Below are 12,507 nucleotides of genomic sequence, written 5' to 3'. Positions count from 1 at the left end.
CCCAGTCCGCGTTCGGCGCTCAGGACCGGGCTGCCGCGCGCACCCCGTCCCGCACCGCCCCCGTCACCCGGTGCACCCCGCTCACCACCGAGGTCAACACCTCCCCCGGCCTGGGCACGCGCGCCAGCAGCGCCGTCACCGGACTGGCGCTCAGCACCCGCCCCGGATACGACCCGTGCACCCGCCCGTCCTCGTCCACCGGCGAGTCCACGTTGTCCACCCCGTTGTCCGGCCGGTCCGACCGCATCCCGGACCGGCCGACCACCCGCAGCGACATCAGCGCGTCCGTCAGCGCCGGGAACAGCCGCTGCCCCAGGTAGAACGCGAGCGCCGCGTCGCCCACCGGCACCTCGCGGCGCGGTCGTTCGGCGGCGCGCAGCACGGCCTCGGCGACCAGCTCCGGCGCGTACACCGGGGGCGGCGGCTCGGGCAGCGACCCGACGCGGCTGCGGCAGTGCTCGAAGAACGGGCTGTTGATCGCGGCGGGCAGCACGGCGGTGACCGCGATCGGCTCGCCGTCGTGGGCCAGCTCCACCCGCAGCCCGTCGTAGAACGACCGCACCGCCGCCTTGCTGGCCGCGTAGGGGGCCTGGAGCGGCGCCGAGCGCAGCCCGAGCACGGACGCGATCCCGATCAGCACTCCCCCGCCCGCCTCGCGCAGCGCGGGCAGCGCGGCCTTGGCCCCGTGCACGTGCCCGAGGTAGTTGACCCGCATCACCCGGTCGAACTCCTCGGCGGGCGTGTCCTCGACCCGCCCGTACACCCCGATCCCGGCCGCGTTGACCCACGTGTCCACCCGCCCGAACCGCTCCACCGCCACGTCGGCGACCGCGCGCACCGCAGCCTCGTCGGCGATGTCCGCCGTCACCGCGACCGCCGTCCCACCCGCGCCCCGGACCTCCTCGACCAGGCCGTCGAGGGCGCGGGCGTTGCGCGCCGCGCACACCACCCGCGCCCCCGCAGCCGCGAACCGCAGCGCGGTGACCCGCCCGATCCCCGACGACGCGCCCACCACGACGACGACCTGCTCGGCCAACCTCCTGGGCATGTGACCTCTCCTCGTCCCGGATCGCGAAATGCGGCGGGTACCCGGCGGGAGGCCGTCCACGCGTCCCGGAGGGATGGTCCGCGCGGACGGCGGTCGGTCCGGGGGTGGGGGCGAGCCCTCGATCTCGGCAGTCCGACCAGCACGCGACCGTCCAGCACGCGACTGACCAGCACGCGACAGTCCAGCGCACGGCCGACCAAGGCGCGACCGTCCACCCAGGCCCCGGACGCCCGCCCCCACGCGATCACACCGCCACGACGCTCCGCGCCGCATCGGCGATCTCCGCCAACCGGGTCACCACCTCGCTCACCGGGGGCAGCGCGAGCAGGGTCCGGCGCGCGTGGCGGGCCCTGGCGGTGAAACCGGGATCGGCCAGCACGGTCCGGCAGGCGTCCGCCAGCTCGGCGGGCGAGCCGTCCACCACCCGCAGCCCCAGTCCCAGCGCGGCGACCCTGGCGGCGTTGTGCGGCTGGTCGCCGAACAGCGGGGTCGCGACCATCGGCACCCCCGCCCGCACCCCCTCGCGCACGCTGTTGGCCCCCGCGTGGGTGACGAACAGCTGCGCGCACTCCAGCAGCAGCGGCTGGGGCGCCCGCTCGACCACGCGCACGTGCGGCGCGCCCGACCGGACGCGGTCGACCGGGATGCCACCGGTGGACACCACCGCGGCGCAGTCCACCTCGGACAGGGCGGTCACCAGGAGGTCCAGCGCCTCCACCGGGTCGGCGGCCAGCGCGGTCACGTCGTCGCGGCGCCAGGTGGCGGCCAGCGCGATGCCGACCGCCCCGTAGACCAGCGGGCGGGACGGGTCCAGGTCGGCGACCCACGCGGGCAGCGACCGGCCTTCGGGTGACGGCGGCCGGTAGGCCAGGCACGGGCTGAGCGGGACGCCGAGCAGGGAGTACTCGCGCGGCAGGCAGTCGACGTGGCCGTGCCGGTGCGCGCTGCGCGGGTCGGCCGAGGTGGGCAGGTCCAGCTCGGCCCGGCGCTCGTTGAGCCGGGGCAGCACGGCGGCCGGGTCGAGCTGGTTCGTCGTGCCCGAGGGGACGGTCAGGCAGGGCAGCCCGCGCTCCTCCGCGACAAGCAGCCCGGCCAGCTCCATGCCGTCGCGCAGGAGGAGGTCGGGCTGGAAGCGGTCGACGACGGGGCGCAGCCCGGCCAGCGCCTCCCGCAGCAGCGCCCTGCCCGCGATGACGTCGACGATCGCGTCGGCGCCGGGGTAGTCGGTGCCCGGCCTGGCCGGTGGCGCGACGCCCCCGAGCCGCTCAACCCAGAACCTCGCCTGGTCGGGCAGCGCCTCGACCGAGGGCAGGCCGCTGCCCCGCAGGCCCGGTGCGGCGCTGGGGGCCGTGGCCACGAGCACCTCGTGCCCGGCGTCCAGGACCGCGCGCCCGAGCACGAGCATCTCGTGCGCGTGCGACGGGGCCCCGGTGACGGTGAACAGAACGCGCAACTGTCTTCCTCCGTGCTGGGGCCCGCCACGCGGCGGACCCCGGTGGTGAAGGGCCGCGGGTGCGGCCCCGAACCGGTCAGGTCCGCTCGGCGCGGCCCAGCCGGGTGTCGATGAACTCGAACAGCTCCGCCACGCCCGCGTCCCGGAGCGCGGCCCCGCCGTCGGGCTCGCCTCGGCCGTCGTCGGACCGGCCTCGCCCGTCGTCGGACAGGGCGGCGAGCAGCCCGCGCAGCCTGGCGGCGGCGCTCGCGCGCAGCGCCGGGTCGGCGGGCGGGTCGGCGAGGGCGGCCTCCAGGCGGTCGAGGCCCGAGGTCACCGGGTCGCCGCCGTCGAGCAGCCCCGCCAGCACGGTGGCGACCCCGGCCGCCGTCGGGTGGTCGAACAGCAGGGTCGCGGGCAGGGTCAGGCCGGTGGCGGCGGCCAGGCGGTCGCGCAGCTCCACCGCCGTCATCGAGTCGAACCCCAGGTCCTTGAACGCGGCCCGCTCGTCCACCGAACCGTCGGCGCGCCCCAGCACGGCGGCGGCGTGGTCGCGCACCAGCGCCCGCAGCACCCGGTCCCGGTCCGGGCCGGTCAGGTCGACCGCGCCCGGCTCGGGCCGGGCGCTCCTCGGCTCGGGCAGCACCACCTCGGGCGTCCGCGCGAACACGACCACCCCCAGCTCCGGGCTCAGCGGTGGCACCCCCGGTCCCGCGCACAGCAGGGTCGCGGGCAGGCCGTCCTCGTGGCGGCGGCGCACGAGCGCGGCCAGCACCCCGGCGGCCACCGCGTCCTCGGGGCGCGCCGCGTCGCCGAGCGCGCCCGCCGGTCCGCACAGCGCGAACAGCGCGGGCGGCCGGTCGCGGGTCAGCTCGTCCAGCAGCGCGGCCAGCGCCAGGCCCGCGTCGTCCGGCTCGACGGCGAGCACGACCCAGTCCGGGCGGTGCCCGTCCAGCGCGGCCACCAGCTCCGCCCGGTCGGGGGCGGCGGGCAGCACGACCGGTTCGCGGACCCCGCAGGCCGCCACCACGCTCCGCGCGGCCTCCCCGACCACCAGCACCGGACCGGCCGGGACCGCGCCGGTCGCGGTGACGCGGCGCAGCCTGGGCGCGCGCACCTCGCCCGCGCGCACCACCACCTCGGGCTCACCGCAGCCGTGCAGCGCGGGCAGCAGCGCCACCGACGCCGGATCGTCGTCCGCGTCCGCCAGCACGACGTCCGCGCGGACCGGCAGCGAGCGCACCAGCCCGGCCACCGCGCCGTCCCCGGTGACCACCAGCAGCGGGCCGCCGTGCTCGGCCAGCACGTCGGCGACGCTCGCCAGCTCCTCCGCCGAGGCGGTCGGCCCCACCTCGAGCACGGTCGCGTCCCCGCCACCCCGAGGCGCGGGCAGCCGCTCGTGGCGCACCTCGCACCACGCGCCGGGCGCCTGCGCCACCGGCCAGAACCGGGTGCGCTGGAACGGGTAGGTGGGCAGGTCGGCGAACGCGCCCGGCCCGCCCAGCAGCGCGGGCCAGTCGACCGGGGCCCCGGACGCGAACAGGTCGCCGACCCCGGAGAGCAGCCCGACCACCTCGTCCCCGTCGACCAGCCCGCGCGCCACCGCGGTCCCCGGCGCGACCTGCTCGCGCACCAGGGCGGCCAGCGCGCCACCGGGCCCCACCTCCAGCACCCGCGTCACGCCCAGCTCGCCCAGCCGGGCGACGCAGTCGCCGAACCGGACGGCCTGCCGGGCGTGCCGCACCCAGTAGTCCGGGTCGGCGAGCAGCCCGGCGTCGACGGGCGCGCCGGTGAGGTTGGACAGCAGCGGGACGCGCGGGGGCAGGAACTGAACCTGCCGCGCCGCTCCCGCCAGCTCCCCCAGCACCCCGTCCAGGTGCGCGGAGTGGAAGGCGTGGCTCACCCGCAGCGCCTTGGTCCGCCACCCGCGCCCGGCGCACGCGGCGGCGGCCCGCTCGACCGCGTCGCCGTCGCCGGACAGCACCACCGCGCCCGGCCCGTTGACGGCGGCCAGCGCGAGGCCCTCGCCCAGCAGCGGCGCGACCTGCTCCTCGGTGGCGGCCACCGCGAGCATCGCCCCGCCCCGCCGCGCCCCGTGCATGGCGCGCGCCCTGGCCGCGACGAGCGCGCAGGCGTCCGACTCCGACAGCGCGCCCGCGACGTGCGCGGCGGCGAGCTCGCCCACCGAGTGCCCGAGCACGACGTCGGGCACGACGCCCCACCCCTCCAGCAGCCGCGCCAGCGCGACCTCCACGGCGAACAGCGCGGGCTGGGCGTGGACGGTCTCCGCGAGCAGCTCGGCGGGCCCGTCGAGCACGACGTCCCGGACCGAGCGCCCGGTGACGCGGCTCAACCGGCCGTCGAGCGAGGCGCACAGCCGGTCGAAGACCTCGGCGAACGCGGGGAACGCGGCGTGCAGGCCGCGCCCCATGCCGACGAACTGGCTGCCCTGCCCGGAGAACGCGAACGCCAACCCGCCGGGCGCGCGGACCCCGGTGCGGGCGGCGGCGTGCGGGCGGCCATCGGCCAGCGCGCGGAGCCCGGCGGCCAGGGCGTCCCGGTCGGCGGCGACGACCACGGCGCGGTGCTCGTGCACGGCGCGCCCGCGCGCGAGCGCCGAGGCGACGTCCCGGAGCGGGGCCCCGTCGAGGACGTCGGCGAGCTGCGCGGCCCTGGCGCGCAGGGCCGCCGGGCCGCGCGCGGACAGCACGAGCGGCAGCGCGCCGGGCGGGTCCCCGGCGCTCTCACCGGGGGTCTCGTCTGCGGGGGCCTGCTCCAGCACGACGTGCGCGTTGGTGCCGCTGACCCCGAACGAGGACACCGCCGCCCGGCGCGGCCGGTCCACCTCGGGCCACGCGCGCTGCTCGGCCAGCACCGCCACGCCGTCCCAGTCGACCTCGGAGGTCGGCGCGTCGACGTGCAGGGTGCGCGGCAGCACCCCGTGCCGCAGCGCCTGCACGGTCTTCACCACACCACCGATCCCGGCCGCGCCCTGCATGTGCCCGAGGTTGGACTTGAGCGACCCGAGCCACAGCGGCTCGCCGTCCCGGCCGCGCCCGTAGGTCTCCACCAGGGCGCGGGCCTCGATCGGGTCGCCCAGCCGGGTGCCGGTCCCGTGCGCCTCCACCGCGTCGACGTCCGAAGTGGACAGACCGGCGTCCGCGAGCGCGGCCCGGATCACCCGCTGCTGGGCCGCACCGCTCGGCGCGGTCAACCCGTTCGACGCGCCGTCCGAGTTCACCGCGCTGCCCCGCACCACCGCCAGCACCCGGTGCCCGTTGCGCCGCGCGTCCGACAACCGCTCCAGCAGCACCAACCCCGCGCCCTCGGACCACGCCGTCCCGTCCGCGCACTCGGCGAAGGACTTGCACCGCCCGTCCGGGGCGAGCCCGCGCTGCCTGGCGAACTCCACGAACCCCCTGGGGGTGGCCATGACCGTCGCGCCGCCCGCCAGCGCCATCGAGCACTCGCCGCCGCGCAGGGCCCGCACCGCGAGGTGGATCGCCACCAGCGAGGCCGAGCAGGCGGTGTCCACCGACAGCGCGGGGCCCTCCAGCCCGAGCGCGTAGGCGATGCGCCCCGACACGACGCTGCCCGACACGCCGGTGATCCGGTAGCCGTCGTCGCCGCGCGGGAGCACCTGGTCGTAGTCGTGGTTGGTGACGCCCGCGAACACGCCGACGTCCTTCCCCCGGACCGAGTCCGGGGCGATGCCCGCGCGCTCGAACGCCTCCCACGCGACTTCGAGCAGCAACCGCTGCTGCGGGTCCATGGCGAGGGCCTCGCGCGGCGAGATGCCGAAGAAGTCCGCGTCGAACCCGGCCGGGTCGTCCAGGAACGCGGCCCGGTCGACGTAGGTGGAGCCCTCGTGGTCGGGGTCCGGGTGCACCAGCCGCTCCAGGTCCCAGCCCCGGTCGGCGGGGAACGGACCGACCGCGTCGACGCCTCCCGCGACCAGGTCCCACAGGTCCTCGGGCGAGACGACCCCGCCCGGCGCGCGGCAGGCCATGCCGACGATCGCGATCGGCTCGCCGGGCACGGGCACGGGCGTGGAGGCGGCGCCGTGCCCCGCACCAAACCCTGCGGCAGGTGCTGTGCCGGACGCCGACGCCGTGCCGACCCCTGCGCCGGACGCCGTTCCCGAGGCCGCGCCGCCCAGCCGCTCCAGCAGCGCGGCGGCCAGTGCGGCGGGGGTCGGGTGGTCGAACACCAGCGTCGCGGGCAACCTCAGCCCGGTGGCCTCGGCGAGCCGGTTGCGCAGCTCCACCCCGGTCAGCGAGTCGAGCCCGAGGTCGCGGAACGCCCGCTGCTCGTCGACGCCCGCGACGGGCAGGGCGAGCACGGCGGCGGCCTCGGCCCGCACCAGCGCGAGCAGCGCGGCCGGGTCCCCCGCGACCGGTGCGGCGGGCGCGGGCGTCCGGCGCGACGCGACCACCTCGCTCAGCGCGGCGGGCGCCCGGTCGGCGGCGCGGGCCAGCGCGAGCGCGGTGACGGCGGGCCGCCCGCAGGCCAGCGCGGCGTCGAGCAGGTCGAGCGCGGCGGGCGCGGGCAGCGGGCGCATCCCGGACGCGGCCAGCCGCTCCCGGTCGGCCGCGCCGCGCTCCCCCACCAGCCCGCTGTCCACGTCCCACAGCCCCCAGGCGATGGACGTGGCGGGCAGGCCGAGCACGTGCCGCTCGTGCGCGAGGCCGTCGAGGAACCCGTTGGCCGCCGCGTAGTTGGCCTGCCCGGCCGAGCCGAGCACCGAGGCCACGGAGGAGAACAGCACGAACGCGGCCAGGTCGTGGTCCCTGGTCAGCTCGTCCAGGTGCCGGGCGGCCAGCGCCTTGGGCGCGAACGCGGCGGCCAGCCGCTCGGGGGTCAGCGCGGTCACCACGCCGTCGTCGAGCGCGCCCGCGAGGTGCACGACGGCGGTGAGCGCGCGCCCGGCGAGCGCGGCGGACAGCGCGTCCCGGTCGGCGACGTCGCAGGCGAGGGCCTCGACCTCGGCGCCGAGGTCGGTGAGCTCGGCGACCAGGTCGCGCGCCCGCTCCGGACCGCCGCGCCCGAGCAGCAGGAGCTCGCGGGCGCCGTGGTCGGTGACCAGGTGACGGGCGACGAGCCGCCCGAGCGCGCCGGTCCCGCCGGTGAGCACCACCGTCTTCGCCGGGTCCAGCACGACGGGCCCGGCGACCGCCGCGACCGGCGTCAACCGGGGCACGAGCACGGCCCCGGCGCGGATCGCGACCTGGGGCTCGCCGGAGGCCAGCACCCGGTCCAGCGCCGCGCCCGCCCGCTCGGGGGCGGTGTCCAGGTCGGCCAGCACGATCCGGCCGGGCTCCTCCAGCTGCGCCGACCGCACCAGCCCCCACACCGCCGCGCCGACCGCCGTGTCGAGCGCCGCGCCGGGACCGCCGGTGAGCACGAGCAGCCGCCCGTCCCCGGCCAGGGCCTCGCGCAGGGCGGCGAGCACCCGCTCGACCGAGTCCCCCACCACGGTCGTCACGTCGGCGGGCTGCCGGGCGTCGGGCAGCTCAACCGGACGCCACGCGGTCTCCAGCAGCACCCCCGGCGGACCGGACCGGATCTCGCTGGCCCGGCGGAACGCCAGCTCGCCGATCCGCGCCACCGGGCGGCCCGCCGCGTCGGCGAGGTCGAGCGAGACGACCCCGTCCCCGACCCGCGTCGCCCGCACCCGCACCGCGTCCGCGCCGGACCGGTGCAGCGCGACGCGGGAGAACGAGAACGGCAGCCCCACCGAACCGCCGTCCCCGGCGACGTGCTGCCCGGCGAAGCTGCTCACGTGCAGCGCGCACTCCAGCAGCGCCGGGTGCAGCGCGAACCCGGCGGCCCGGCGCTGCTCGCCGGTCAGCTCGACCTCGCCGAACACCTCGTCGCCGCGCCGCCACAGCCGGGTCAGCCGCTGGAAGTGCGGCCCGTACTCCAGGCCCTTGGCGGCGAAGTCCGGGTAGAGCCCGGTGAGGTCGACCGGTTCGGCGCCCTCGGGCGGCCACGGGCCCCCGACCGCCTCGGGCGCGCGGGCCGGGCCGAGGAGGCCGCGCGCGTGCACCACCGGGGACTCGTCGCCGGAGACCACGTCCACCGCGCGCGTCCCGTCCGCGCCGCGCGGGCCGACGACCACCCGCACCGGCACGTCACCGCTCTCCGGGACCACCAGCGGCGCGGCCACCACCAGCTCCTCCAGCGCCGGGCAGCCGACCTCGTCGCCCGCGCGCACGGCCAGCTCCACGAGCGCGACTCCGGGCACGACCACCGCGCCGAGCACCCGGTGGTCGGCCAGCCACGGCTGCGCGGCCAGCGAGAGCCGCCCGGTGAGGACGGTCCCGTCCGCCAGCGGCACGACCGCGCCCAGCAGCGGGTGCCCCGAGGGCACGAGCCCGGCGGCGCGCGGGTCGCCGGACGGGCGGGGCGCGTCCAGCCAGTACCGCTCGCGCTGGAACGCGGTGGTCGGCACCTCGGCCGTCCCGGCGCCCGCGTGCCGGGCGAGGTCGACGGGCACACCGCGCACGTGCAGCTCGGCGGCGGACAGCAGGAACCGGTCGAGGCCGCCCTCGTCGCGGCGGAGGGTGCCCACGACGGCGGTGCGGTGCGGTGCGGCGACGTCGACGACGCTGGTGGTGAGCACCGGGTGCGGGCTCACCTCCACGAACACCCGGTGCCCCCGGTCGACCAGCGCCCGGACGGCGTCGGCGAACCGGACGGGCTCGCGCAGGTTGCGGTACCAGTGCTCGGCGTCGAGCCGGGTGGCGGGCTCCCCGGTGACGGTGGACAGCAGCGGGATCTCGGGCTCGCGGGCGGTGACGTCGCCGAGCGCGGCCAGCAGGTCCGCGCGCAGGGCGTCGACCTGCGGGGAGTGCCCGGCGAAGTCGACGCCGGGCAGCCGCCACCGCAGCATCCGCTGGGCGGACAGGACCCGCTCGAACTCGCGCACCGCCCCGTCCTCGCCGGAGACGGTGACCGAGGCGGGCCCGTTGACGGCCGCGACGCACACCCGCCCCTCGAACGCGGCGAGCAGCGCGGTGACCCGCTCGACGTCGGCGAGGACGGTGAGCATCGCGCCGCGCCCGGACAGCTCGCGGGCGATCAGCGCGGAGCGCAGCACCACGATCCGGGCGGCCTCGGCGAGCGTGAGCGCGCCCGCGACGTGGGCGGCGGCGACCTCGCCCTGCGAGTGCCCGACGACCGCGTCGGGCCGCACGCCGACCGAAGCCCAGAGCGCGGCGAGCGACACGACGACCGCGAACGACACCGGTTGCAGCACGTCGACGCGCTCCAGCGCGACCGGGTCGGCGAGCACCTCCCGCAGCTCCCACCCGGTGAGGGCGCGCAGAGCGGCGGCGCAGGACTCCATGCTGTCGGCGAAGGCGGGCGCCTCCCGCCACAACCGCTCGGCCATCCCGACCCAGTGCGCCCCCTGTCCGGGGAACACCAGGACGACCCGCCCGGTGACGTCGGCGGCGCCGCGCGCGAGCCGGGGCGCGGCCTCGCCCTCGGCGAGCGCGTCGAGCCCGGCGAGCAGCGAGCCCCGGTCGGCGGCGACCACGACGGCGCGCTGCTCGCGCTGGGCGCGGGAGACCAGCAGTGGCCGGGCGACGTCCTCGGGGGTGAGCGCGGGCCGCTCGCGCAGGCGCCCGGCCAGGCGCGCGGCCTGGGCGCGCAGGCCTGCGGTGGTGGCGCCGGACACGGCGACGGGGACGGGGACGGGGGCAGAAACGGGGGCGCCTGCGGGGACTTCCTGGGGCGCTGCGCTGGTCGGCGGCGCGGACGGCGAGGCGCCCACGGGCGCGCCGGACGACGCGGGCTCATGTCCAGCGGGCAGCGGACTCGTGGGCGGCACAGCGGGCGAACCACCAGACACCCCGCCCGCCAGCGAGTTCACCGACGCCCCAGCGGGCAGACCGCCAGACACCCCGGTGGCTGGCGGACTCGCGGACGCCCCAGCGGGCGAGCCACCAGACAGCCCACCAACCAGCGAGTTCAGCGACGGCCCAGCGGGCAGACCGCCAGACACCCCGGTGGCTGGCGAACTCGCGGACGCCCCAGCGGGCGAGCCACCAGGCACCCCGCTGGCCAGCGAGTTCACCGACCCCCCAGCGGGCAGACCACCGGGTGGCGGGGTTGCGGGCTGCGGGGTGGCGGATGCCTGGGGCGCGGCCAGCGGGGTTTCGGCCAGCGAGTCCGGGTGCGGTCGGCTCGCGGGCGGCGCGGTGGACAGTCCGGTGAGCGGTCCGGTGGGCGGCGCGGTCACCGTTCCAACAGCCGGTGTTCCACCAGCCGCAGTTCCGCTGGTCCCACTTCCACTGGCCGCAGTTCCGCCAGCCGCTTCTCCGCCAGCCGCAGTTCCGCTGCCCGTCGTTCCGCCTGCCGCCGCGAGCGGCTGCGCGGGCGGTGCGGTGGGCGCGCTGGTCGCGGGCCCCTTCCCCGCCCGCGTCGTTTCGAGCCCCGGCGGGGCCTCTTCGAGGATCAGGTGGGCGTTGGTCCCACTCGCCCCGAACGCGGACACCGCCCCGCGCCTCGGCCGGACCGCCGAGCCACCGGCCCCACCGCCCCGCGCGCCACTCGCAGCGTCGCCCCGCACACCACCAGCACCGCCCGCAGCACCACCAGCACCCGCAGCACCGCCCGCACCGCCTACGGCACCACCAGCGCCACACGCAGCACCACTCGCACCACCGCCACCACCGCCTGCGGCACCACCGGCGGAACCCTCCGCACCGCCACCAGTCCCCCACCCCCCGCGCCAAGGCCGGGCCCGGTCGAGCACCCGCACCGCCCCGGCGTCCCAGTCGACCTCGGTGGTGGGCGTCGCGGCGTGCAGGGTGGGCGGCAGGACGCCGTTGCGCAGCGCCTGCACCACCTTCAGCACCCCGGCCACCCCCGCCGCGCCCTGGGTGTGCCCGATGTTCGACTTCACCGACCCGAGCCACAGCGGCTCGGCCTGCCCCCGCCCGCGCCCGTACGTCTCCAGCAGCGCCTGCGCCTCGATCGGATCACCCAGCACGGTCCCGGTGCCGTGCGCCTCCAGCAGATCCACGTCCGCCGCCGACAGCCCGGCGTCGGCGAGCGCCGCCCGGATCACCCGCTGCTGCGCGGGTCCGCTGGGCGCGGTCAGCCCGTTGGACGCGCCGTCCGAGTTCACCGCCGACCCGCGCACCACCGCCAGCACCTCCCGCCCGTCCCGCCTCGCGGCGGAGAGCGGTTGCAGCAGCACCAGACCCGCGCCCTCGCCCCACGCGGTGCCGTCCGCGTCGGCGGAGAACGCCTTGCAGCGCCCGTCGCGGGCCAGCGCGCGCTGCCGCGAGAACTCGACGAACGTGTCCGGCGTGGACATCACCGTCACCCCGCCCGCCAGCGCCATCGAGCACTCGCCGCGCTGGAGCGCCCGCACCGCCAGGTGGATCGCGACCAGCGACGACGAGCAGGCCGTGTCCACCGTGATCGCGGGCCCCTCCAGCCCGAACGTGTAAGCGACGCGCCCCACCGCCGCGCTGCCGGAACTGCCGATCCCCAGGTAGCCCTCCAGCTCCGCCGGGACGGGCCGGAACCGGGAGCCGTGGTCGTGGTTGAGCACGCCGCCGAACACCCCGACGTCCTTCCCCCGGACCGAGTCCGGGGCGATGCCCGCGCGCTCGAACGCCTCCCACGCGACCTCCAGCAGCAGCCGGTGCTGCGGGTCGATCACCAGCGCCTCGCGCGGCGAGATCCCGAAGAACCCCGGCTCGAACCAGGCCATGTCGCGCAGGAACGCCCCGTGCCGCACGTAGGAGCGCCCGATCCGGTCCGGGTCGGGGTCGAACAGGTCCGCCAGGTCCCAGCCCCGGTCGGCGGGGAACGCGCCCGCCGCGTCGACCTCGCCGACGACCAGGTCCCACAGCTCCTCGGGCGAGGTGACCCCGCCGGGGAAGCGGCAGGCCGCGCCGACGATCGCGACCGGTTCGACCGCGCCCCCGGTGGCGCGCAGCCGCTCGTTCTCCCGCAGCGAGGCGCGCAGCGCGTCCAGGAGCTGCTCACGGGTGGTCACGCGGTG

The 12,507-nt window shown here is 78.3% G+C and carries 3 protein-coding genes; all 3 read right to left on the bottom strand.

Annotated features, from left to right (window positions below):
• Nucleotides 1–19 precede the first annotated feature (19 nt).
• Nucleotides 20–1,048, bottom strand: a complete 1,029-nt coding sequence (locus tag LV78_RS28080; RefSeq protein ID WP_301307471.1) for an SDR family oxidoreductase — start codon at nt 1,046–1,048, stop codon at nt 20–22.
• A gap of 244 nt (nt 1,049–1,292) precedes the next feature.
• Nucleotides 1,293–2,501 (bottom strand): glycosyltransferase, encoded by a 1,209-nt coding sequence (locus LV78_RS28075; RefSeq protein WP_253848674.1) that lies wholly within the window; start codon nt 2,499–2,501, stop codon nt 1,293–1,295.
• A 76-nt stretch (nt 2,502–2,577) separates the two neighbouring features.
• A complete protein-coding gene (locus LV78_RS28070; RefSeq protein ID WP_253848671.1) occupies nt 2,578–12,501 on the bottom strand; it encodes a type I polyketide synthase in 9,924 nt (3,307 codons plus the stop codon).
• Nucleotides 12,502–12,507: the final 6 nt, after the last annotated feature.

The sequence above is a fragment of the Actinosynnema pretiosum genome (assembly GCF_024171695.1).
GTDB lineage: Bacteria > Actinomycetota > Actinomycetes > Mycobacteriales > Pseudonocardiaceae > Actinosynnema > Actinosynnema pretiosum.
The sequence above is the reverse complement of the archived record's forward strand: the minus strand, read 5'-3'. Positions and strand labels throughout refer to the sequence as shown.

Coding starts and splice junctions, on each gene's coding strand:
- LV78_RS28080 (WP_301307471.1), bottom strand. CDS start 1,048: ATGCCCAGGAGGTTGGCCGAGCAGGTCGTCGTCGTGGTGGGCGCGTCG.